Below are 21,451 nucleotides of genomic sequence, written 5' to 3' on the forward strand. Positions count from 1 at the left end.
GTTTCATGTCCTACGCCTCGAAGCTCGCGATCAGCGGCGCCCTGTTGCTGGCGCTCTCGGCCTGCTCCGACCAGAAGGCGGCCACGAGCGACGCCTCGGCCAAGCCGGCCGGCGAAACCGCCGCAGCGCCGGCCGCCGCCAAGCCGCCCGCCGATCTTCCGGCCGGCGACTACACGCTGGACAAGACCCACGCCGACCTCAGCTTCAAGGTCAATCACCTGGGCTTTTCCTGGTACACGGCGCGCTTCTCCGACTTCGACGCCAAGCTGACGCTGGACCCCAAGGCGCCCGAGCGCGCCCATGTCGAGGCCAGCATCAAGACGAGTTCGCTGCTGCTGCCCGCGCCGCCCGCGGGGTTCACCGACGAGCTTCTGGGCAAGGACTGGCTGGACGCGGCCAAGTACCCCGCCATCACCTTCCGCTCGACCAAGGTGGCCAGCACCGGCCCCGACACCGCCGACGTCACCGGCGACCTGACGCTGCATGGCGTGACCAAGCCGGTCACGCTGAAGGCGAAGTTCAACGGCGGCTATGCCGGCTTCCCGCCCATGGACCCCAACGCCCGCATCGGCTTCTCGCTGACCGGCAGCTTCAAGCGCTCGGACTTCGGCGTCTCCTACGGCGTGCCGAAACCCGGCTCGACCATGGGCGTCGGCGACGAGGTGCAGGTGGCCATCGAGGCCGAGATGCTCAAGCCCAACCCGCCGACCGCGGCCGCCGCGCCGGCGCCCGGCCAACCGTGACGAAGGCGCCTATCCCCGTAGGCGGAGGGGGATAGGCGACCACCCCGCGCAATACAATCAGTGGTTTAGATTTCCACTGGACGCGCGAAATAGGAAAGTTATCCTACAGGAGGAATATCAGCCTAGGCTGATGCTCATGGGCGTCATTGGGGGCGCCGCTCTTGAGGGACCGTCATGCTCGCTCAAATCCTGGAGGAGGCCTGGGCGATCTCGCCCGATCCGCGCCGCGACCGGCTGGCCGCGGCCTTCGTGACCCACGCCGTGGCCCTGGCCACCGGGGTCGCGCCGGTCGACATCACTTCGGACAAGCGCACTCACAAGTCGGCCGCCCGCGCGCGGCAGATCGCGATCTACCTGGCGCACGTGATCTTCCACTGGCCGCTGACACGGGTGGCGTTCGCCTTCGGCCGCGACCGCACCACCTGCGCCCACGCCTGTCACCGCATCGAGGACCTGCGCGAAGACCGGGTGTTCGACGCCCGCATGACGGCCCTGGAGGCCTGCGTGCGCCAGGCGCCCGAGACCATTCCGGATCTCGCCGGCATCGAGTTCCAGCGCGCGGGGCTGGGTCGATGAGCGCCGCCGCCGTCCTGGAACGCGACCTGGAGGCCGAACACCTGGCCGATCGCGCCGCCCGCCTGCTGGCCCGCGCCGGCTCGGTGATCGAGGCCAGGGACGAGGCCTACGCCGTGCGCTTCGCGCGCGGCCGCCGCCCCATGCTGGTCATCGACGAGGCCGCCTTCCGCAAGCTGTCGCCCCGCCTGCTGCCTCGCGGCGACGGCGGCTGGCGGCTGGCGCCGCGGGCCTCCTCCCCGCCACCGGGACGCCCGGGCTTCGTCGAGGGCGAAAAGACCGTGATCCAGCCTGACGGCAGGGCGACCACCCACCGCGCCAATCTTGGTGAGGCGCCGCTGGACTGGCTGTTCCGGCGCCGGCACATCACCGCCGCCGAACGGAACGCCGGTGAAAAACTGTCGGCCGACGCCCACGCCTCGGGGATCATCGGTCGCCTGACGATGCGCTGGGATCCGACGCCGCGCTCGGGCGGCGGCTCGCGGCTGGAGCCCATGGAGCGCGCCTACGCCGCTCGCCAGCGCCTGGGCCGGGCCATGGAGGCGGTGGGGTCGGAGGCCATGCCGATCCTGACCCTGATCTGCCTCACCGGCACGTCGCTGCAGGGAACCGAGGTCGCCCTGGGCATGAGGCCCAGAACGGGCAAGGCCGCCCTGAAGGCGGCCCTGCAGCGCCTAGCGGCGCACTATGGAATGGCGTGAAGCCTACGACGCGATGGCGTGCTTGATGTCGCGCATCTGGTCGTGGCCGGCCTTGACCTTGGCGTAGGCGGTTTCGATGGCGCGGCGGGTTTCCGGCTGCACGTCGGTGTCGCCCAGGGCCTTCTCGTACTTGGCCTTGATGTGGTCCTCGCCGTCCTCGACGGTCTTGACCACCGCCTCGTCGCCCTTGGTCAGGGCGTCGCGAACATTGAGGAACACGCGGTGGGCGGCCGCCAGGATGCTGCCGTCGTCGTCCGGCGTCCCGCCCAGGCGGCGGACCTCGGCCTGCAGGTCGGCGACGATGGCGCGGCGCTCCTGGGCGCGCGACTGGAACAGGGTCTTGAAGCGGCTGCTCTGCGCGTCCTTGGCGGCCTCTTCATAGCCGTCGGCGCTGTCGATGGTGATCTCGACCAGGCCGTTGACGAGCTTGATGTGGTCTTCGTTGGTATGGGCCATGTTCGGCCTCCCTGTGGGTTTTCGTGGAAGGGACCGCAGCAACGCGGCCCCTTCGCGAAAGGCTCCAAGCAGGGCCTTACGGTTTCTTCGACTGCAGGAACGTCCAGGCCGTGCCGGCCGCCGTCAGGGTGGCCGCGCGGGTTCGCTTGTTGATCAGCAGGCCGGCCAGCACCGCACCGCCCAGCACGGCCAGGCCCAGCGGCACGGTGCGGCCGCCCAGCTGCACCTGGCGGCCGGCGATGCTGAGGCCCTTCTTGGGCGGCGCGCCGACGGCGTAGTCGGGGATCGGCGCCTGGGGGTCCAGCGGCTTGGACTGGTGGTCGAGGAAGTTCGAGACCTTGTCCGACAGCGTGCCGATCAGGCTCTGGCGGGCGCGGGCCGGGCCGGCGCCGTTGGTCTTGCCGGTATTGAGCGTGGGGTCGTAGGCGACCATGGCGTCTGTCTCCATGTCCTGGGGAAGGGTTCGGAGAGATAACGCCGTGCGGGCGAGGGCGATCCGTCAGGGCTCGCGCGGGGGCCTAGGCGGCACGGTCGCGCCCACGTGGTCGATGCCCAGCTCCAGGGCCCGCGCGGCCTGGCGCTGGCGCTCGGCGTAGCGGGCCTTCTGGTCGTCGCTGCGGCTGTCGTGGCAGCGCGGGCAGGCCACGCCCTCGACGTACAGCGGAGAGGCCCTATCGGCCTCCGACACCGGCATCCGGCAGCCCCGGCACAGGGCGTGCGTGCCTTGCGACAGGCCGTGGCCGACGGCCACCCGCTCGTCGAACACGAAGCACTCGCCGCGCCACAGGCTCTCGGCGCGAGGCACCGTCTCCAGGTAGTTCAGGATCCCGCCCTTGAGGTGGAACACCTCGTCGACGCCGCGCGCCTTCAGCAGCGCCGTCGACTTCTCGCAGCGAATGCCGCCGGTGCAGAACATCGCCACCTTCGGGGCCGGCGCGGCCGGGTCCCAGGTCTGGCGAAAGGCGTCGAACCAGGCGGGGAAGTCGGCGAAGCTGGGCGTCTTGGGGTCGATCGCCCCCTCGAACGTGCCGCAATCGACCTCGTAGCCGTTGCGAGTGTCGATGACGATGACGTCGTCCCGCGCGATCAGCGCGTTCCAGTCGGCCGGATCCACATGGACGCCATGGTTGTGCGCCGGGTCGAGGTCGGGCTCGCCCAGGGTGACGATCTCGGCCTTCACCTTGACCTTCAGCCGATGGAACGGCGGAGCGTCGGCGTCGGCGAACTTCAGCTCCAGCGTCTCGCAGCCGGGCAGCGTGCGGATATGGGCGATCACCGCGTCGATCGCCTGCGGCGTTCCGGCGATGGTGCCGTTGATCCCCTCGCGGGCCAGCAGCAGCGTGCCCTTGACCTTGAGGCCGCAGCACAGCTTGGCGAGGTCGGCCTGGATGGCTTGCGGGTCGTCGAAGGTCGCGAAGCGGTAGAGGGCGGCGATACGCCAGGGCGAGGTCATGGGCGGGCCATAGAAGATCGGACGGGTCTGCTCAAGCACGGCCGGAACCAAGCGCGCATAACGCGGGTTACCGGGCCATGAGCATACTGATCACCGTCATCATCGCCCTCGTGCTGCTTGGCCTGGCCCTCTACGCCGTCCAGCGCTCGCCGATCCCCTCGCCCGTGAACTGGCTGATCCAGCTTCTGCTGATCATCGTGGCCATCGTGTTCATCGGCAATCGGGCCGGGTTCTTCTAGGGTCTAGGGGATCGCATCTCCCTTTCCGCCCGTCATTCCCGCCCTTGTGGCGGGAACCCCCGGGTCAGCTTGCATGTGAGGCGCAAGCGAACCGCCAGCGGTTCGCCTCATCCGCCCCTGCGGCCGACAGAGGGTTTCTCGCCACAAGGGCGAGAATGACGGGAAGTGGGATTGCGGACTAAGCCGCCAGCGCCGCCGCGTCGCGCTGGATGCGGGCGACCATCGACTTGAGGCCGTTGGAGCGCTGCGACGACAGCGCTTCGGACAGCCCCAGGCGCGCCATGGCCGCCGAGGCGTCGAAGGCGGCGATGTCCCTGGCCTGCGCGCCCGAATAGAGCCGCAGCACCACGGCGATCAGGCCGCTGACGATATGGGCGTCGCTGTCGCCGCGAAAGCGCACCGTGCCGTCGCCCTGCGGTTCGGTGACCAGCCAGACCTGGCTGGCGCAGCCGCGCACCTTGTTCTCTTCGGAGTGCTCCTCGGCCGTGAGCGGCTCGAGGTCCTTGCCCAGCTCGATCACGTAGCGATAGCGCTCTTCCCAGTCGCCGAGCATTTCGAACTCGTCGGCGAGGTCGTTGAGGGCGGCGTCGATGGGGCTGGTGCTCATGGCGCGGCATCTAGGCGGGCCGCGCCCCTGATGCAAGCCGTCAGGAGCCGGGCAAGCTCACGATCGCCGTCAGCCCCTGCCCCGGCGCCGACTTCAGACGCAGGGAGCCGTTCATCGCCCGGGTCAGCAGGTCGACGATCGGCAGGCCAAGGCCCACCCCCTCGCCGGTGCGGGTGAGAGACGCCCCGCCCCCCTGCTCGAACGGCCGCAGCAGGCGCGGCAGGTCGGCGGCGTCGACGCCCTCGCCCTGGTCGCGGATCGAGATCTCGACCATGCCGCCGGCGACTCGCTCAGCCTCGATGGTCACCACCCCGTCGCGCGGCGAATGGGCGACGGCGTTCTGCATCAGGTTGGAGAGGATGGTTCGCAGGCCCCGGCGATCGGCCAGCACGCCCGGCATGCCCACCAGATCCGGCGCGCTAAGCGCCACGCCACGCGCCTCGCACTCGGCGCGCAGTTGGGCCATCACGTCCTCGACCGCCTCGTCCAGGGGCTCGGCGGCGACGTCCAGGTCGGTGACGTGGCCCTCCAGGCGCGCGATCTCGACGATCTGGTTGACCAGCTTGAGCAGCTTGAGGCCGCTCTCGTGCACCAGCTTGGCGTATTCCTTGTACTGCGGCGAGCCGAGCGGCCCGTAGAGCTCGCTGGCGAGAATTTCCGAAAAGCCGATGACCGCGTTCAGGGGCGTGCGCAGCTCGTGGCTGACCATGCGCAGGAAGGAACGCTTCTGATCGTCGAGGGCGGCCTTGCGGCGCGCGCGGGCAGCGGCGCGGCGAAACGTCGCGGTGGGGCCTTCGGCGCCCCTCTGCGCACCACGCGAATCAGCCCCGGCCACGCTTTCGGCGGGCTCTTCGGCTGTGAACGAAGCGTCCGCGGACGCCGTCTGAGACATATGAAACTCCCGGACCTTCTGTCCGCAAAGGCATTCTGTGCCACCCTGAACCAACCCGCTTACGAAACCGTTTCCGTCCACAAGAAGCTGGACTCGGCCGGTCGCCCCACAATTGTGCGCGCTTGGGGGATCGGCCGAAGCGGGGTTAGGATTCACCAATAACGAACCTTTTGAGGCGGACCCGCCCCCTTGGACATCGACCCGGTGCAGCCGCGGCAGGATGGAGCCGCTCTTCGCCCCGCGCTCGGCGCGGGCGAGACGGCGCGCGCCTGGCGTCTGGGCTGGCTGGCCGCGGCCCTGCTGGCCGGCGGGGCGGTGGCCTTCACCCCGGGCTCGACGGGCTGGCCGATCTGGACCGCCCTGCTGGCCGGGGCCCTGCCCGCCATCGCCGCCCTGCTGCTGGGCGACAGCGAGGACGAACGCACCCAATCGATGCTGCTGGTCGGCTGGGCCGCCGGCGGCGCGATCGCCGCAGCCCTGACCGGCGGCGTCTCCGGCGCGATGAGCGCCTGGTGCCTGGCGCCCGTCGCCGCCGCCTCGACCCTGGCGGCCCCGCGCCGCCTGGCCGAGGGCGCGGCCCTGGCCCTGATCGGCGGCGCCATGGCCGCCCTGACCCAGCTGTCGGGCCTGGCCCCGCCGCCGCCCACCGGCCCCACCGCCTTCATCCTCGGCTTCCTGGCCGTCGCCACCACCGGTCTTGGCCTCGCCGCCGGCCTGATGCTGACCCACCGCCGGGCCGGCGAGCGCGACGTGCGCAACCTGTCGGAGCTAACGGCCCTGTCGACCCTGCTGGACGGCCTGCCGTTCCTGGCCTTCGTCGTCACCCTGCAGGGCCGGGTGCGCACCGTGCGCGGCGTGGCGCCGGAGGGCGCGGCGCTGGACAGGATCATGATCGACGGCCTGTCGCACGCCGCCGTCGTGGGCGAGCGCGCCCGCGTCGACTTCGCACTGGGCCAGGCCCTGCGCGAGCACCAGGCCGTGCTCACCTTCCCGGCCGCCGAGGCCCCGGAAAAGACCCTGTCGCTGACCCTGCGCCGCGTCGGGCCGGGCATGCTGGTCGGCGTGCTGCGCGACGTCACGGCCGAGACCCGCCACCTGCAGCAGCTGGACCAGGCGCGCAACGATGCAGAGCAGCTGGCCGCCGGCCGCGCCCGCTTCCTGGCCAATATGAGCCACGAGCTGCGCACGCCGCTGAACGCCATCATGGGCTTCTCCGACATCATGCGCGCCCGCATGTTCGGTCCCCTGACCGACCGCTACGGCGAGTATGCCGAGCTGATCCACGAAAGCGGCCGCCACCTCTTGGACCTGATCAACGACGTGCTCGACATGTCGAAGATCGAGGCCGAGCGCTTCGAGCTGTCGCGCGGCGAGTTCGACGCCCGCGAGGCCGTCAACGCCGCCATGCGCCTGCTGCGGGTGCAGGCCGACAGCGTGGGCGTGCAGCTGCGCGGCGTGCTGCCGCCCAATGAGCTGGACGTCGACGCCGACCGCCGCGCCCTCAAGCAGATCGTCCTCAACCTGGTCTCCAACGCCCTGAAGTTCACCCCGCGCGGCGGCCAGGTGACCGTGACCGCCGACGGCCATGACGGCATGCTGGAGATCGTGGTGGCCGACACCGGCGTCGGCATCAGCCCCGAGGACCTCGAGCGCCTGGGCCGCCCCTACGAGCAGGCCGGCGGCGTCGACCAGCGGGCCAAGGGCACGGGCCTTGGCCTGTCGCTGGTCCGGGCCTTCGCCCAGCTGCACGGCGGCGAGATGCACGTCGAAAGCCGCCTGGGCGCGGGCACCAGCGTCTCGGTGCGCATGCCCATCCTGCTGGCCGCCCCCAAGGCCCCCGAGAAGCCCGAAAGCCCCACGGCCACCGCCGACGCCATGGAGCCGCTGTTCGCGCCGTCTCCGGACGGCCAGGCCTCCGAAGAGCCCTTCCTGGGCGAGAACGTCATCCGCTTCGCCCCGCCGCGCTGAGGCGGACCACGACCTCAAGATGCTCCCCCTGAAGGGCGAGCTGTCGCGGAGCGACTGAGGGGGAAGAGATCGCCGCCGTTAGGGCTAGACTGAGCGCACCGGAAACTTCCCCCACCGGCCCTCCGGGCCACCTCCCCCTTCAGGGGGAGGACCGGGACTACACCGCCACGCTGAGCGAGGGATCGGCCCGCAGGCGCGCCATGTCGCGGCCCGGCGGGCGACCGTAGAGGCGCGCGTACTCGCGGCTGAACTGCGAGGGGCTGTCGTAGCCGACCGAAAAGCCCACGCCCGCCACGTCGCGCCCCTGCACCAGCAGCAGGTTGCGCGCCTCCTGCAGGCGGATCTGCTTCTGGTACTGCAATGGGCTCATGGCGGTCACCGCCTTGAAGTGTCGGTGCAGCGAGGTCTCGCTCATGCCCGCCACCTGCGCCAGCGCCTCGATCCGCATGGGTTCGGCGTAGTGCAGGCGCAGCCAGCGAATAGCCCGGCGCACCTGGTCCAGCCGGCCGCCCGACGAGGCGATCTGGCGCATCATGCCGCCCCGCTCGCCGTTCAGCAGACGCCACATCAGCTCGCGCCGGACCATCGGCCCCAGCACCGTCGCCTCGCGCGGACGATCAACCAGGCGCACCAGGCGCATCACCGTCTCGATCAGGTCGTCGTCCATCCGGCTGACCGCCAGGGCCCGGGTCGGCGTGATCTCGGGCAGCACTTCACCGGCCTCGACCAGCAGATCGGCGATCATCGCCGGATCCAGCGGAACGCCCACGGCCAGGTAGGGCGCGGCGATCACCCGCCCGCTGACCGGCAGGTCGGCCGACACCACCAGGTACTCGCCGGCGCGATAGGGATAGCTCTCGGCCCCCAGGGTGGTGGTCTTGGCCCCCTCCAGGATCAGGCACAGCATCGGCTCGTAGACCAGCTGCTGGGCCTCGGTGACGGTCGTGCTGGCGATCATGTGCAGGCCCGGCGCGACCAGCGGGCCGACCCCGTCCGTCGAGGCCTCTCCCAGGCAGCCGCGCACCAGGGCGACGAGTTCGGGCAACTTGTTCATGGCGATATTCAACCTTTGAAGGCCCGGCCAAGCAACGAGGATCGATCGACTGGCAGGATCGTACAAGAGACTGACGGCATCGATCTACGGCCCGCGCCCGGTGCGGGACCATGCTGCAAGCTCCTCAGAAGGAGCTTCCCCATGACTTCCCCCGCCCCCCGCACCTGGTTCGTCACCGGCGCCTCGCGCGGTCTCGGCGCCGACATCGTCCGCGCCGTCCTGGCCGCCGGCGACCGCGTCGTGGCCACCGCCCGCAACCGCCAGACCCTTGTCGAGACCCTGGGTCCGGACGCCGACAACCTGCTGTCGCTGGCCCTCGACGTCACCCGCCCCGACCAGGTGCAGGCCGCCGTCGACGCGGCCCAGGCCCGCTTTGGCCGCATCGACGTGCTGGTCAACAACGCCGGCTACGGCCACCTGTCGGTGTTCGAGGAATCGACCGCCCAGGACGCCCAGGCGCAGTACGACACCAACGTCTTCGGCCTGATGCACGTCACCCGCGCCGTGCTGCCGATCATGCGCGCCCAGCGCTCGGGCCGGATCTTCAACATCGCCTCGGTGGGCGGCATCGTCGGCGGCGAAAGCGGCACGCTGTACTGCGCCTCGAAGTTCGCCGTGGAGGGCTTCTCGGAATCGCTGGCCGGCGAGGTCCGCCGCTTCGGCGTCCACGTCACGGTGGTCGAGCCCGGCTTCTTCCGCACCGACTTCCTGGAGGCCACCTCGGTGCGCCACGGCTCGCACCCGATCGCCGACTACGCCCAGGTCGCCGCCGACCTGAAGGCCTTCTACGACGCCCGCAGCCGCAACCAGGCCGGCGACCCGGCGCGCCTGGGCCAGGCCCTGGTGACGCTGGCGAACGCCGAGCGGCCGCCCGTGCGCTGGTGCGCCGGCACGGACGCCCTGGCCATGGTGCAGGCCAAGATCGACAGCCTGCAGGGCGAACTGGACGCCTGGCGCGACCTGTCGGCCTCGACCGACGGCGACTTCGAGTTCAGGCCGGAAGCCGAGACCACCACCGCCTGGCGCTAGGACCAGTAGACTCTGTCATGCCGGCCGTAGCGTAGCGAAGCGCCGGGATCTCCCACGGCGGACATATCCCGAACGTGGGAGATCCCGGCTCTATGGATCGCTGGCGCGCTCCTCCGGCCGGGATGACAGTGAAATGGCAGGCGGACGCAGATCCCATCCCGCCCAGCCAGAACCAAGGCCCAGATACAGAAAAAGCCGGCCCGCGAACGCGGAGCCGGCTTTTCGTCGCCCTTACGGCGAGACTTCGAGGCTTTAGGCCTTCTTCGCGGTGAAACCGGCGAACTTGGCGTTGAAGCGCGAGACGCGGCCGCCACGGTCCATCAGCTGGGCGTTGCCGCCCGTCCACGCCGGGTGGGTGCGCGGGTCGATGTCGAGCGCCAGGTTCGCGCCTTCCTTGCCGTAGGTCGAGCGGGTTTGGTAGCTCGAGCCGTCGGTCAGGGTGACGGTGATGAAGTGGTAGTCGGGGTGAATGTTCTGTTTCATCGGACGGTCCAACCGACTAGAGCGCGGCGTGAAATGTGGGTGAGCGCCACCAGCGGGGTGGCCCTCGAAGACGCGCGGCTATAAAGAACCCGCGCGATTTTGGCAAGGACCCAGTTGATGACCGACGTTAACGGCGGCGAGATTCAGGCCGACGGCCGACCCGGCGCCGGCGCCGAACTGGCCCAGAGCCTGAGCGAGGCGGCCGCCCGCCGCCCGCGCCGCAAGGACATCCGGCCCCTCGCCCACCTGCTGCCGTTCGTCCGCCGCCACATCGGCGACGCCCTGGCGGCCGGCTTCTTCCTGTTGTTCTCGACCAGCGCCACCCTGGGCCTGACCGCCGCCTTCAAGGAGGTGATCGACAAGGGATTCGCCAAGGGCGCGCCGGGGGCCGGCGCGGTCAACGGCGCCTTCCTGCTGCTGGGCGGGGTGGCCCTGGTGCTGGCCGTGGCCACGGCCGCGCGCTTCTTTTTCGTCACGCGCCTGGGCGAGCGGGTCGTGGCCGACCTACGCCGCGCGCTCTACGGCCACGTGCTGTCGCTGGATCCGGCCTATTTCCTCAAGACCCGCACCGGCGAGGTGCTGTCGCGGATGACCACCGACGTCACCCTGATCGACCAGCTGGTCGGCGCGTCGGCCTCGATCGCCATCCGCAACACCCTCAGCCTCGTGGGGGGTCTGGGCTACATGGCCGTGGTCAGCCCCAAGCTGGCGGGCTTCATCGTGCTGATGGTGCCGGTGGTGCTGGCGCCGATGTTCCTGATGGGCCGCAACGTGCGCAAACTGTCAGCCACCGCCCAGGACCGCTTCGCCGACGCCGTCGGCTACGCCGGCGAGAGCCTGGACGCGCTGGACACCGTCCAGGCCTTCGTGCGCGAGCGCGAGGCCGACCGCCGGTTCGGCGCGGCGGTCGAGACCGCCTTCGACGCCTCGGTGCGCCGCATCCGCGCCCGCGCCCTGATGACCTCGGTGGTTATCACCCTGGCCTTCGGCGGCGTGACCCTTCTGCTGTGGTTCGGCGCCCAGCTCGTCCTGAAGGGCGAGATGACGCCGGGCACCCTGGCCCAGTTCGCCCTGCTGGCGATCATGGCCGCCGGCTCGGTCGGCGCCCTGGGCGAGGTGTGGGGCGACGTCCAGAAGGCCTCGGGCGCCATGGACCGCATCGCCGAGCTGCTGAACGCCAAGCCGGGCATCGCCCCTCCAGAGGCGCCCAAGACCCTGCCCTCGCCCGTGCGCGGCGAGATCGCCTTCGAGGACGTGGCCTTCGCCTATCCGGGCCGTCCGGACCTTCCGGCCCTGAACGGCTTCTCGCTGACCGTGAAGCCCGGCGAGACCGTCGCCCTGGTCGGCCCCTCGGGCGCGGGCAAGAGCACCGTGCTGCGCCTGCTGCTGCGCTTCTACGACCCGCAGGACGGCGCGATCCGCCTGGACGGCGTGGACCTGCGCGAGGCGACGCCCGCCGAGGTGCGCGGGACCATGGCCCTGGTGGCCCAGGACTCGCCGCTGTTCTCGGGCTCGGCGATGGACAACATCCGCTTCGGCCGCGCCGACGCCAGCGAGGAGGAGGCCCGCGCCGCCGCCGACGCAGCCCAGGCCACCGGCTTCATCACCGCCCTGCCCCAAGGCTTCGACACGCCGGTGGGCGAGCGCGCCAAGACCCTGTCGGGCGGCCAGCGCCAGCGCCTGGCCATCGCCCGCGCCCTGGTGCGCCAGGCCCCGATCCTGCTGCTCGACGAGGCCACCAGCGCGCTGGACGCCGAGAACGAGCGCCTGGTGCAGCAGGCCCTGGACGCGGCCATGAGCGGGCGGACCACGCTGGTCATCGCCCACCGCCTGGCCACCGTGCTGCAGGCCGACCGCATCGTGGTCATGGAGGACGGCCGCGTGGTCGAGGAAGGCCGGCACGCCGACCTGGTGGCCAAGGGCGGCCTCTACGCGCGCCTGGCCCGGCTGCAGTTCGGCGTCGAGGCGGCCTGAGCCTCGCCGCCCCCTCTTCCGTCGCATTGACGAAGCGCGCGCGGGCGTCGAAAGCTCGCGCCCTTCGTCCCGGGGGTTGCGTATCGTGATCGACAAGCTGACCGTCCTCAATCCGCTGGCCAGGCTGACCGATGCGGAAAGCGCGGGCCGAGCGGCGCGCGCCGGCGCCGTGGGGCTGTGGCTGACCGCCGCCGGCAGCGTCATCGGCGCCGCCTCGATCCTGCTGCGCTTCGACACCTACCTGGCCAGGATGCGCGCGGCCGCCGCCGCCAAGGCCGTGCACCAGGACCCGGTCGTGGCCGAGGCCGTGATGCGCAGCATCGGCCCCAGCCTGGCCTGGACGACCATCGGCCTGGCCGTCGTGGTGTCGCTGGTCTACGGCTGGCTGGGCGTCGTGCAGTGGCGGCGGCGGACGAGGATCATCCCGCTTCTGATGCTGTTGCTGGCGCTGTACGGCCTGCTGGCCACGCTGGCGGGCCTGCTGGGCGGCCAGACGGCCGGGCTCACACCGCCGCTGCAGCTGGCCCTGAGCCTCACTCTCAGCGCGCTGGCGCTGCTGTGCTTCATCGCCGGCGTGCGCGGCGGCTTTCGCCTGCACGCCCTGCGCAAGGCCGGCTAGCCGCCCGCCTTCTCGGCCTCGACCGCCTTCTTGATCAGGGCCACGTGGGCCACCTGGTCGCGCAGGGCCTGGAAGGCGGGGCTGGAGGGGCCGTCGGGCTGCTCCTGCGCCCAGTCGACCAGGGCCAGCAGCGCCTCGCTGATGCGGCCGATCTGGCGACCGTAGCTGCCCACCTCGTCGAGCACGCGGCTTTCCACCTCGGGGCTGCGCGACTGGCCCAGATTGACGGTGAACAGGGAAAAGTCGCCGAAGCTCCACGACCACGGATTGATGGTCTGGGTCAGCTGGCGCGGGGCCAGGGAAAGCTGGAACGGCTGGGTCATGCGGGCCTCCCGGTCAGGAGCGGTCAGCATGTCGCCTTTGCAACGCCCGCGTGTGACACGACCGCCGGACGCTGTGGGAAACGATCATCTCGCCCAAGTTGTCGGCCGTGCTAGAGCATCATCGGCGGAGATTTCGACAGACGGGGGCGTCGGACATGGGCTTTGGCAGACGGATCGCGGCGGCGGCGATGGGCGCGGCGTTGCTGGCCGGCCACGCGACAGGGGCCCTGGCCCAGCCGCCCTACTACGCGATGCCCGACGACTGGCGCCGCCAGGAAGAGGCCCCGTACGGCTTCTCGGTCGAGCTGCCCGTCGCACCCGACCGGGAGGAGGACCGCTCCGCGCCGCCCAGCCTCAACCTCGCCTACCGCGACCGCAACGGAGAGATCGCGATCCTGGCGGTCGACCTGGGCGCGGCGATCTCGCTGGGCGAGGCCAAGGAAAGCGCCTTGCTGAACGGCATGATGGAGGAGTTCGCCGCCGAGCAGCGCGCGCGGCTCGTCGAGACCCGACCGGTCACGCTGGAGCATGGCAGGGCCGTCGAGGCGACCTATCGCGCCCTCTCCGACGACAACATCATGATGAAGGCCCGCGCCATCCTGGCCGGACGCTATGTCTACGTCATCTCCTCGACGGGCTTCGCCGGGAACATGCCCCTGACCTACGACCGGGTGCTGGCCTCGTTCAGGCCTGTCGCGCCGCCGCCGCCAGCCCCGGGAAGTCGCTGAACACCCCGTCGACGCCGGCCGCGTACAGCGCCTTCAGAACCGCCGTGACGTCGCCGCGCTGGGCCAGGTAGTCGGGCGCGGACGCATTCCCCTTCCGCAGGGTCGCCGGCAGGAAGTAGTTCTCGGCCCGCACCGTCCAGGGATGCACCAGCAGGCCCGCGGCATGGGCGTCCTTCACCAGAGAGGTCGCCGGCAGCAGGGTCTGCTTGTCCTGCGGCACGACCATCGTCTTTTCCGGCCCCAGGCCGTCGGCATAGGCCGCCACGCCCTTCAGCCCCTCGGGCGTGACGAGGTCGGCGTACTTCACGTTCGGCAGGTCGGCCGGACCGCCCTCGCCCGCCACCAGCAGGACGAGGCGCGCGGGCGTCTTCAGGCGCAGGGTCTTCAGCGGGCCCACCTCGAAGCACTGCACGAACACCGGCGCGGTCTTGGAGTTGAGGTCGTTGCGCTTAAGCGCCTCGACCATGCGGCCCTCGATGGGCAGGCCGATCGAGGCGAAATAGGCCGGGTGCTTCATCTCCGGATAGACGCCGATCGTGCGGCCCACGCGCTTGCTCTCGGCGCGGGCGAAGGCGACCGCCTCGTCGAAGGTCAGCACGCTGGCCTGGCCGTCGAAGGCGGCGCTGGCCGGACGCAGCTGCGGCAGCCGCTCGCGGGCCCGCAGGGTCTTGATCTCGGCCAGGGTGAAATCCTCGGTGAACCAGCCCGTCAGGCTCTCGCCGTCGATGGTCTTGGTCGCCTTGCGGCCGGCGAACTCGGGCCGGGCGGCCACGTCGGTCGTGCCGCCGATCTCGTTCTCGTGGCGCACCACCAGGTGGCCGTCCCTGGTCACGACGAGGTCGGGCTCGATGAAGTCGCAGCCCTGGTCCACGGCCAGGCCGTAGGCCAGCAGCGTGTGCTCGGGACGTTCCCCGGAAGCCCCTCGGTGGGCGATGACCACCGGCTTGCGCACGCCGGCGCGGACCATGGTCGGGATCATGCTGGCGCCCATGGTGCCAGCGAGAGCGGCGGTCGTCATGGCGCGGCGGGTCAGTAGGGTCATGGCCGCTGATTAGCGCGCGGGTGTGACGGTTTGGCGAGCGAAAAGCGACAAATTACAACCATCGCTTGACGACAATAAATTATCGTGGATTGATAATTTCAACATCAGCGCTCGGGGGCGACATGGCCATCAGAACGATCTCAACTCACCTGCCGCGCTGGCGCGACACAGGGCTGCGGGGCCTGAGCCTGGCGATGGCCTTGTTCTGCGGCGCAGCCGCCGCCGCAATCGTCTCACTCGTCTTCTTCGGCAGCGTCCTGACCTCTCTCGTCAGCGTTACTGGACGCCCCCTAGACTTCGACATGCCTCATCTGTCGCTTCAGATTCCAGTGTCGAAGCGAACCTCCTGCTACGAAGATCGATGCCAGGAGTTACCGGCGGCCCGGCCACTCTCCGAAGAGGCGCCCTCGTTCGCCGGCAGCAGCGCGGCCCTCCTGCCCTCGACCCTACTTGCATACGGCTTGGTCCACGCTTGCCTCTGTTTCATTGGCATCGCGCGAGGACGGCACCTCGCCAAGGCTACCATCCGCCATCTCGTGAAATTCGCCCTGGGCGGCCTGTTGTTCTTATGCCTTACACCGTTCGCGAGCGCATTGAGCCGGTTAGCCGCGCACGTAACTTTCTTTCTGGTGAACCCCACCTGGGCCAAGAAGGTTGTGTACGTTTACAACGGCGCCAACATGACGCTCCCCATCCTGGCCGACGCGCTCACGCCCATCTACGCCGTCACCCTGACCATCATCGCCCTGATCATGGTCCGCGCCTCGCGCATCGCTGAAGACCACGCCCAGATCGTCTGATGCGGATCGTGGTCAAGCTGGGCGTCGTGATGGCCGACCGCAACGTCAAGTCCAAGGACCTGGCGGCCCATGTCGGCATCACCGAGGCCAACCTCTCGCTGCTCAAGCAGGGCAAGGTGAAGGGCGTACGGTTCGAGACGCTGGAGAAGATCTGCGCCTATCTCGACTGCGAGCCAGGCGACATCCTCAAGATCGAGCGCTGACGCAAAGAAAAAGGCTCCGGAGCCATGCCCCGGAGCCTTCGTCGTTCAATGCGGTCAGGCGCCTCAGCCGGCCGCTTGCAGGGCCTTCAGCACCTGCGGGTGCAGCTCGGGGTTCGAGGCCAGGATCGAGGCGCCCTGCACGGGGTCGCCGTGCTCTTCGATGGTGGTGACCTTGCCGCCCGATTCCTGGACCATCAGCACGCCGGCGGCGACGTCCCAGGGCTTCAGGTTGCGTTCCCAGTAGGCGTCGAAGCGGCCGGCGGCCACCCAGGCCAGGTCGAGCGAGGCCGCGCCGAAGCGGCGCACGCCGGCGACCTTCTGGCTGACCTGGTGCAGCTCCTTCAGGAACTGGCCGTGGCCGGGCTTGCCGACGAACGGCACGCCGGTGGCCAGCACCGACTCGTCCAGGTGCTTGCGGGCGGCGACGCGCAGGCGCTTCTCGGCGCCGAGGAACGCGCCCTTGCCCTTCTCGACCCAGAACAGGTCGTGGGTGATCGGGTTGTAGGTCACGCCGGCGACGACCTCGCCCTCGCGCTGCAGGGCGATGTTGACCGCGAAGTGCGGGATGGCGTGCATGAAGTTGGTGGTGCCGTCCAGCGGGTCGACGATCCAGGTGTGGGTCTTGTCGGTGCCCTCGACCATGCCGCGCTCCTCGCCGAGGAAGCTGTAGCCCGGACGCGCCTTGCTCAGCAGCTCGAACAGGGTCTGCTCGGCCTTGAGGTCGGCGTTGGTCACGAAGTCGCCCGCGCCCTTCTTGGAGACCTGCAGCTCGGTGACTTCGCCGAAGTCACGGGCCAGACCCCGGGCGGCCTTGCGCGCGGCGTCGATCATCACGTTGAGAAGGGCGGAAGGCGTGGGCACGGGCGGATATCCTATGGATTTCCCTGCACCGGCGCGCAGAAGCGCGGCGGCGGGAGACGGACGATGGCAGTGGGAAAGAGCGGGCGCGGAACCTAGACGCGGCGCCGCCGGAAGGCAAGGCGGGGCAGATTGTCGCGGCCTGGGCCTCGCCACTTGAAAAAAGGGACCGATCGGTCAATTTTATGAGCGGCGGTTGATCCAGCGCAAAGCGAGGGGTCGCGCCACGCGCAAACTCCCCATAGCGCAAAGAAGGAACGACCCCATGACCAAGTTCTCCCTGATCGCCGCCGCCGTCGCCCTGCTGGCCGCAGCCCAACCCGTCGCCGCCGAAACCCTGCTGGGCGGCTCGTCCCACGCTCCCGCCGGCTCCTCGCAACGCGTGTCGGTGACCGGCAAGACCGCGTCCGTGGTCAGCGACGAGCTGACCCGCGCCGCTCGCCAGGTGTGCAGCGCGGCCCTGAAGAGCAGCCGCCACCCGAACTATGCCTCGTGCGTGACCGAGACCCTCGGCAAGGCCCGCGCCGACTACGCCGCCCTGCGCTCGGCCAGCGCCAACGCGGCCGAGTAAAGCCTTCCGCGCCGCCGGGGATCCCCACCCGGCGGCGCGGAATTGTCGGGAAAAAACTCTGCGGCCATGTCACGTCTGGCGCCCTGGCCTCGTCCTGTCGGCGAGAACCCGAGGGATCCGCCGATGACCGCCGCCGACACGATCTTCGAAAGCCGCCGCCACGCCATGACCGGCCTGGCCTATCGCATGCTGGGCTCGCGGGCCGAGGCCGAGGACGTGGTGCAGGACGCCTGGCTGCGCTGGCGCGAGGTCGACGAGGCCGACGTCGACAATCCGGGCGCGTTTCTCAACCGCGTGGTCTCGCGCCTGTGCCTTGACCGGCTGAAGTCGGCCCGCGCCCGGCGCGAGCTCTATGTCGGCGAGTGGCTGCCCGAGCCGGTGGTCGACGTCGACGAGACCTTCGGCCTGGGCGAGAACCTGACCGTGGCCTTCCTGCTGGCGCTGGAACGCCTGACGCCGCTGGAGCGGGCGGCCTTCCTGCTGCACGACGTGTTCGACACGCCCTTCTCCGAGATCGCCGCCACGCTGGACCGCTCGGAAGCCGCCGTGCGCCAGCTGGCCGCCCGGGCCCGCGACCACGTCAAGGCCGGCAAGCCCCGCTACAAGCCCAGCCCCGACGAGGAGCGCCGCCTGACCAAGGCCTTCATCGCCGCGGCGCTGAGCGGCGACGCCGCCACGCTGCGCGGACTGCTGGCGCAGGACGTGGTCATGCACGCCGACGGCGGCGGCAAGGCCTCGGCGACCATGAACCCGGTCTTCGGCCTCGACAACGCCGTGCGGCTGCTCGAAGGCATCGCCCGCAAGTGGCCCCAGCCCGACGACGTGGCCGTCCGCCTGGCGCGCATCAACGGCCAGCCGGGCGTGGTGCTGTCGCACGCTGGCGTGGTCATCCAGACCATGGGCCTGGACATCGTCGAAGGCCGCATCGCCGCCGTCTACACCATGCGCAACCCCGACAAGCTGGCGCGCGTCGTGGCGTGATCCTTCTCCCCTTGCGGGAGAAGGTGGCGGCCGAAGGCCGACGGATGAGGGGTCGCGCGGACAGTTCTGAGAGACCCCTCACCCGACCTCCCTTCGGGAGGCCACCCTCTCCCGCAAGGGGAGAGGGATCATCAGGGCAACGGAACCTTCGCCAGGCTGTCCTTGGTCTCGCAAGCCAGCTTGCCGGCCTTGCCCGCCGCGCCGGAGATGTCGTCGAGCTTGGCTTCCTGGCGCCAGTTCTTGGGCAGGCCCTTGTCGCCGGCGAAGTCCATGCCGAGGTCCATCCACTTGTCGGCGGCGCAGTCGAGGGCGAAGAGCATGATCGGGCCCTTGCCGGCCGGCCAGGCCTTGTAGGGCCCGCCGCCCTTGCCTTCGGCGATGCGCAGCACCACCAGGCCGGATTTCTCGTCCACCCTCAGGAAATCGGCGTCATAGAAGGTCTTGGCCTCGCCCGGGGCCGGTTTCCAGGTCTCCGCCGGAGCGGCGACCGGGACGAGCAGAGGTACGCTGAGCAAACACGCTACGAGCCGCTTCTTCATGGCGGTCCCTCCCCGTTATCGTTCGCTGGGGAGGGAGGCTATGCCGGTCGCACAACCACGGCAAGAGAACGTCGTTATGCGCGTTAGCCGCGGGCGGCCAGGCCCTGCGCAATGGCCGCGTTCAGGGCCGCCACGGCCGCGTCGGGACCTTCGGGATGGGCCCACACCCCGCCCGAGACGGCCAGGAAGTCGGCGCCGGCGGTCGCCAGGCCTGCGGCGTTGGCGGCGGTGATCCCGCCGATGGCCACGCAGGGAACCTCCATCGTCTCCTGCCAGATCGACAGGATGTCGGGTTCGGCGACGATCGGCGCGTCCTTGGTGGTGGTCGGGAAGAAGGCCCCGAAGGCCACGTAGTCGGCCCCGGCCTCGGCGGCTTCCATGGCCAGGTGGCGGCTGTCGTGGCAGGTGACGCCGACCATGCGGTCCTTGCCCATCAGCTTGCGGGCGGCGGCATAGGGCGTATCGCCCTGGCCCACGTGCACGCCGTCGCAGTCGAGGCGGGCGGCAAGGTCGGGGCGGTCGTTGAGGATCACCGCCACGTCGTGGGCGCGGGCGATCGGCGCGAGGGCCTCGACGGCGGCGGCCACCGCCTCGTCGGAGACGTCCTTGAGACGGATCTGCAGGGCCGCAACGTCGCCCCCTTCCAGGGCGCGGGCCAGCTGGCGGCCGAAGGCGGCCAAGTCCGCCAGGGACGGCGGGGTGATCAGATAGAGGCGGCAGTCGAGCGTCATGCGCCGCCTTTACGCCGATTTGAGGCGGAGCGCGACTTTGGGGGGCTTGGGCCGGGAAGGCTCTCTCCGATAGACCCCATATACACCGTCAATTCCCCGCCTTCGCGGGGAAGCTCGGGAGAAGGGGAGCCAAGCCCTCGGCTGTTACTCCGCCCCCCCTCGCCTGCGACGACGCGCCGCCGTTCACTCGACTGAGAGTCAGTTGCAAACCGGTGGAAAACTGTTAGATGAGAATGACAATCATTCGGTAGGGCGTTCTTTCCTTGTACGTCTGCAATTGTAACGGCATCCGCCAGCGTGAAGTCCGCGCCGCGATCGACGCGGGGGCGACTCGTCCGGCCGAGATCTTCCGCCACAAGGGCTGCCAGGCCCAGTGCGCCAAGTGCGTATGCGAGATGCGCCAGATGATCCAGGAAGCTCAGGAAGCTCTGGCTTACGCAGCCGAATAAGGCTTCCTGCGACGCAAAGTCGACGATTTCAGGTTACCGCGAAGCACTCTCACGCTTTTCTGTGAGGCTGCGAAACACTTGCACACATTACTGTTGAAGCGCAGAAAAACGCGACTAAGGGTTCGGTCGAACTCGAACCTTAGGAGGCCGCCATGCAAGGCGATCCCGGCGTTATCCGCGTCCTGAACGCTGTGCTCACCAACGAGCTGACGGCCGTCAACCAATACTTCCTGCATGCGCGCATGCACGACAACTGGGGCTTCAAGCGCCTCGGCCAGATCGTCTACCAGGAATCGATCGGCGAGATGAAGCACGCCGACAAGCTGATCAACCGCATCCTCTTCCTTGAGGGCCTGCCCAACCTGCAGGACCTGCACAAGCTTAAGATCGGCGAGACCGTGCCGGAATGCCTGGCCGCCGACCTGTCGATCGAGCTGTTCAACCGCGAACTGCTGGTGCCCGGCATCGTCCAGTGCGAGCAGGCCCGCGACTACATCAGCCGCGAGCTGCTGCGCGAGATCCTCAACGACACCGAGGAGCACATCGACTACCTCGAAACCCAGCTGTCGCTGATCAAGTCGCTGGGCGAGCAGAACTACCTGCAGAGCGCCATGGGCGAACTGCCGGCGGCCTGATCGGCCACGAAAGCCTGAAGACGTCGAACGGCCCTCCCGCCCCCGCGGGGAGGCCGTTCTGCTATTCGCAGAGCGCCTCCAGCGCGTCGCGGTCGAGCAGTTCGACGTGGCGCACGGTCGGCAGGGCGATCAGGCCCTCCTGCAGGAAGCCCGTCAGGGTGCGCGACACCGTCTCGATGGTCAGGCCCAGATAGTCGGCCATGTCCTGGCGGCTCATCGGCAGGTCGAAGGCCGCCTCGCCGGTGCGGTCGGCCAGCAGCAGAAGAAGCCCCGCCACCCGCTCGCAGGCGCTGCGGCGGCCCAGCATCAGCACGTGGTCCTGGCTGCGCTGCAGCCCCGAGATGGTCAGTTGGTAGAGCTGGCGGGCCACCTGCCCGTCGCGGGCGGCCAGATCGCTGAGCGCCCGGCGGCGGACGATGCGGACGGTGACCTCGCTGACCGCCTCGGCCGTGGTGCGCCGCACCTCGCCGGCCTCGAAGCCGAAGGCCTCGCCGGCGAAGTGGAAGGCGTCGATCTGGCGGCGGCCGTCGCGCAGCAGCCGGCCCGTGCGCACCGTGCCCTCGACCAGCTCGTAGACGTGGTCGGCGCGATCGCCCTCGGCGAAGATCTCCTCGCCGGCGGCGTAGCGGATCACGCTGGCGGCGGCGACCGGCAGGGCCGGCTGGGCGCAGGCGGGCTCGAAACGAAGGGGCGACAGCATCAGAGACGGCTCCCGAAGGAATGGGGGCGAGAGACGCCGCCCCAACGCCGGCACATTCCCCCTACTCTCCGTACGGGTAAATTCGGGAGCGCCGCATAAG

Annotated in this window: 28 protein-coding genes; 15 read left to right on the forward strand and 13 right to left on the reverse strand. The window is 69.9% G+C overall.

Going from position 1 to position 21,451, the window contains the following annotated elements:
• The first annotated feature begins 5 nt into the window (after positions 1-5).
• The 3 genes from G5B46_RS08520 to G5B46_RS08530 all read left to right on the forward strand — a co-directional run bounded on the left by G5B46_RS08520 (position 6) and on the right by G5B46_RS08530 (position 2,017).
• A complete protein-coding gene (locus G5B46_RS08520) occupies positions 6-743 on the forward strand; it encodes a YceI family protein (RefSeq protein WP_165257755.1) in 738 nt (245 codons plus the stop codon).
• Between the two features lie 174 nt (positions 744-917).
• Complete coding sequence (locus G5B46_RS08525; RefSeq protein WP_165257757.1) at positions 918-1,319, forward strand: helix-turn-helix domain-containing protein; 402 nt, start codon at positions 918-920, stop codon at positions 1,317-1,319.
• Complete coding sequence (locus G5B46_RS08530; protein ID WP_165257759.1) at positions 1,316-2,017, forward strand: DUF6456 domain-containing protein; 702 nt, start codon at positions 1,316-1,318, stop codon at positions 2,015-2,017. The genes G5B46_RS08525 and G5B46_RS08530 overlap by 4 nt, the downstream gene beginning before the upstream one ends.
• Positions 2,018-2,020: 3 nt before the next feature.
• Here G5B46_RS08530 and G5B46_RS08535 read toward each other — a convergent pair whose 3' ends face one another.
• The 3 genes from G5B46_RS08535 to G5B46_RS08545 form a co-directional block, all read right to left on the reverse strand.
• The gene (locus tag G5B46_RS08535; RefSeq protein ID WP_165257761.1) at positions 2,021-2,473 is read right to left on the reverse strand and encodes a PA2169 family four-helix-bundle protein; all 453 of its coding nucleotides are present in this window, start codon (positions 2,471-2,473) and stop codon (positions 2,021-2,023) included.
• A gap of 76 nt (positions 2,474-2,549) precedes the next feature.
• Entirely contained in the window at positions 2,550-2,906 is a 357-nt protein-coding gene (locus tag G5B46_RS08540) for a hypothetical protein (protein WP_165257764.1), read from the reverse strand.
• Positions 2,907-2,972: 66 nt separating this feature from the next.
• The gene (locus tag G5B46_RS08545) at positions 2,973-3,926 is read right to left on the reverse strand and encodes a rhodanese-related sulfurtransferase (protein WP_165258339.1); all 954 of its coding nucleotides are present in this window, start codon (positions 3,924-3,926) and stop codon (positions 2,973-2,975) included.
• Positions 3,927-4,003: 77 nt separating this feature from the next.
• Here G5B46_RS08545 and G5B46_RS08550 point away from each other — a divergent pair, with 77 nt between their 5' ends.
• A complete protein-coding gene (locus G5B46_RS08550; protein WP_162839355.1) occupies positions 4,004-4,165 on the forward strand; it encodes a hypothetical protein in 162 nt (53 codons plus the stop codon).
• A 178-nt stretch (positions 4,166-4,343) separates the two neighbouring features.
• Here G5B46_RS08550 and G5B46_RS08555 read toward each other — a convergent pair whose 3' ends face one another.
• Both G5B46_RS08555 and G5B46_RS08560 read right to left on the reverse strand, forming a co-directional pair.
• Positions 4,344-4,772 (reverse strand): SufE family protein, encoded by a 429-nt coding sequence (locus G5B46_RS08555; protein ID WP_165257766.1) that lies wholly within the window; start codon positions 4,770-4,772, stop codon positions 4,344-4,346.
• 40 nt (positions 4,773-4,812) lie between these two features.
• A complete protein-coding gene (locus tag G5B46_RS08560) occupies positions 4,813-5,664 on the reverse strand; it encodes a HAMP domain-containing sensor histidine kinase (protein ID WP_165257769.1) in 852 nt (283 codons plus the stop codon).
• A gap of 195 nt (positions 5,665-5,859) precedes the next feature.
• Between G5B46_RS08560 and G5B46_RS08565 the strand changes: the two genes are divergently transcribed.
• Positions 5,860-7,632, forward strand: coding sequence for a HAMP domain-containing sensor histidine kinase (locus G5B46_RS08565; protein WP_346764895.1), 1,773 nt, complete (start codon positions 5,860-5,862; stop codon positions 7,630-7,632).
• Between the two features lie 157 nt (positions 7,633-7,789).
• Here the strand turns inward: G5B46_RS08565 and G5B46_RS08570 are convergent, their stop codons facing one another.
• Positions 7,790-8,686, reverse strand: a complete 897-nt coding sequence (locus G5B46_RS08570) for an AraC family transcriptional regulator (protein ID WP_165257773.1) — start codon at positions 8,684-8,686, stop codon at positions 7,790-7,792.
• A 141-nt stretch (positions 8,687-8,827) separates the two neighbouring features.
• On the opposite strand from G5B46_RS08570, the gene G5B46_RS08575 reads away from it, so the two are divergent.
• A complete protein-coding gene (locus tag G5B46_RS08575; RefSeq protein WP_165257775.1) occupies positions 8,828-9,715 on the forward strand; it encodes an oxidoreductase in 888 nt (295 codons plus the stop codon).
• A 252-nt stretch (positions 9,716-9,967) separates the two neighbouring features.
• Here G5B46_RS08575 and rpmE read toward each other — a convergent pair whose 3' ends face one another.
• Positions 9,968-10,198 carry a 50S ribosomal protein L31 gene (rpmE, locus tag G5B46_RS08580; RefSeq protein WP_058349579.1) on the reverse strand — a complete coding sequence of 77 codons (231 nt, stop codon included), beginning with the start codon at positions 10,196-10,198 and terminating at the stop codon, positions 9,968-9,970.
• Between the two features lie 114 nt (positions 10,199-10,312).
• On the opposite strand from rpmE, the gene G5B46_RS08585 reads away from it, so the two are divergent.
• Both G5B46_RS08585 and G5B46_RS08590 read left to right on the forward strand, forming a co-directional pair.
• Complete coding sequence (locus G5B46_RS08585) at positions 10,313-12,172, forward strand: ABC transporter transmembrane domain-containing protein (RefSeq protein WP_165257777.1); 1,860 nt, start codon at positions 10,313-10,315, stop codon at positions 12,170-12,172.
• Positions 12,173-12,257: 85 nt separating this feature from the next.
• The gene (locus G5B46_RS08590) at positions 12,258-12,791 is read left to right on the forward strand and encodes a hypothetical protein (RefSeq protein ID WP_165257778.1); all 534 of its coding nucleotides are present in this window, start codon (positions 12,258-12,260) and stop codon (positions 12,789-12,791) included.
• Here the strand turns inward: G5B46_RS08590 and G5B46_RS08595 are convergent.
• The gene (locus G5B46_RS08595; RefSeq protein ID WP_165257780.1) at positions 12,788-13,114 is read right to left on the reverse strand and encodes a hypothetical protein; all 327 of its coding nucleotides are present in this window, start codon (positions 13,112-13,114) and stop codon (positions 12,788-12,790) included. The two genes, G5B46_RS08590 and G5B46_RS08595, sit on opposite strands and share 4 nt — an antisense overlap.
• Before the next feature lie 155 nt (positions 13,115-13,269).
• On the opposite strand from G5B46_RS08595, the gene G5B46_RS08600 reads away from it, so the two are divergent.
• Entirely contained in the window at positions 13,270-13,842 is a 573-nt protein-coding gene (locus G5B46_RS08600) for a hypothetical protein (RefSeq protein WP_165257782.1), read from the forward strand.
• Here the strand turns inward: G5B46_RS08600 and G5B46_RS08605 are convergent.
• The gene (locus G5B46_RS08605) at positions 13,799-14,884 is read right to left on the reverse strand and encodes a glycerophosphodiester phosphodiesterase (RefSeq protein ID WP_165257784.1); all 1,086 of its coding nucleotides are present in this window, start codon (positions 14,882-14,884) and stop codon (positions 13,799-13,801) included. The genes G5B46_RS08600 and G5B46_RS08605 overlap by 44 nt on opposite strands.
• A gap of 122 nt (positions 14,885-15,006) precedes the next feature.
• Here G5B46_RS08605 and G5B46_RS08610 point away from each other — a divergent pair, with 122 nt between their 5' ends.
• Entirely contained in the window at positions 15,007-15,684 is a 678-nt protein-coding gene (locus tag G5B46_RS08610) for a hypothetical protein (protein ID WP_165257787.1), read from the forward strand.
• Positions 15,684-15,887 (forward strand): helix-turn-helix transcriptional regulator, encoded by a 204-nt coding sequence (locus G5B46_RS08615; protein ID WP_165257789.1) that lies wholly within the window; start codon positions 15,684-15,686, stop codon positions 15,885-15,887. The genes G5B46_RS08610 and G5B46_RS08615 overlap by 1 nt, the downstream gene beginning before the upstream one ends.
• Before the next feature lie 63 nt (positions 15,888-15,950).
• Here the strand turns inward: G5B46_RS08615 and G5B46_RS08620 are convergent, their stop codons facing one another.
• On the reverse strand, positions 15,951-16,748 hold the full coding sequence (locus tag G5B46_RS08620; protein WP_165257792.1) for an inositol monophosphatase family protein: 798 nt from the start codon (positions 16,746-16,748) through the stop codon (positions 15,951-15,953).
• A gap of 262 nt (positions 16,749-17,010) precedes the next feature.
• Between G5B46_RS08620 and G5B46_RS08625 the strand changes: the two genes are divergently transcribed.
• Positions 17,011-17,316: a hypothetical protein gene (locus tag G5B46_RS08625; RefSeq protein ID WP_165257794.1), complete on the forward strand. Its 306-nt coding sequence runs from the start codon at positions 17,011-17,013 to the stop codon at positions 17,314-17,316.
• 123 nt (positions 17,317-17,439) lie between these two features.
• Positions 17,440-18,297, forward strand: a complete 858-nt coding sequence (locus tag G5B46_RS08630) for a sigma-70 family RNA polymerase sigma factor (RefSeq protein WP_165257796.1) — start codon at positions 17,440-17,442, stop codon at positions 18,295-18,297.
• Positions 18,298-18,428: 131 nt separating this feature from the next.
• On the opposite strand, the gene G5B46_RS08635 is transcribed toward G5B46_RS08630, so the two are convergent.
• Both G5B46_RS08635 and thiE read right to left on the reverse strand, forming a co-directional pair.
• Complete coding sequence (locus G5B46_RS08635) at positions 18,429-18,836, reverse strand: hypothetical protein (RefSeq protein WP_165257797.1); 408 nt, start codon at positions 18,834-18,836, stop codon at positions 18,429-18,431.
• Positions 18,837-18,919: 83 nt separating this feature from the next.
• Positions 18,920-19,567: a thiamine phosphate synthase gene (gene thiE, locus G5B46_RS08640; protein WP_165257798.1), complete on the reverse strand. Its 648-nt coding sequence runs from the start codon at positions 19,565-19,567 to the stop codon at positions 18,920-18,922.
• 263 nt (positions 19,568-19,830) lie between these two features.
• Here thiE and G5B46_RS08645 point away from each other — a divergent pair, with 263 nt between their 5' ends.
• Positions 19,831-20,016: a (2Fe-2S)-binding protein gene (locus G5B46_RS08645; protein WP_058349592.1), complete on the forward strand. Its 186-nt coding sequence runs from the start codon at positions 19,831-19,833 to the stop codon at positions 20,014-20,016.
• 152 nt (positions 20,017-20,168) lie between these two features.
• Positions 20,169-20,651 carry a bacterioferritin gene (gene bfr, locus G5B46_RS08650; RefSeq protein ID WP_058349593.1) on the forward strand — a complete coding sequence of 161 codons (483 nt, stop codon included), beginning with the start codon at positions 20,169-20,171 and terminating at the stop codon, positions 20,649-20,651.
• Between the two features lie 61 nt (positions 20,652-20,712).
• On the opposite strand, the gene G5B46_RS08655 is transcribed toward bfr, so the two are convergent.
• Positions 20,713-21,351 (reverse strand): helix-turn-helix domain-containing protein, encoded by a 639-nt coding sequence (locus G5B46_RS08655; RefSeq protein ID WP_165257801.1) that lies wholly within the window; start codon positions 21,349-21,351, stop codon positions 20,713-20,715.
• Between the last annotated feature and the right edge of the window lie 100 nt (positions 21,352-21,451).

Source organism: Caulobacter sp. 602-2 (assembly GCF_011043625.1).
Taxonomy (GTDB): domain Bacteria; phylum Pseudomonadota; class Alphaproteobacteria; order Caulobacterales; family Caulobacteraceae; genus Caulobacter.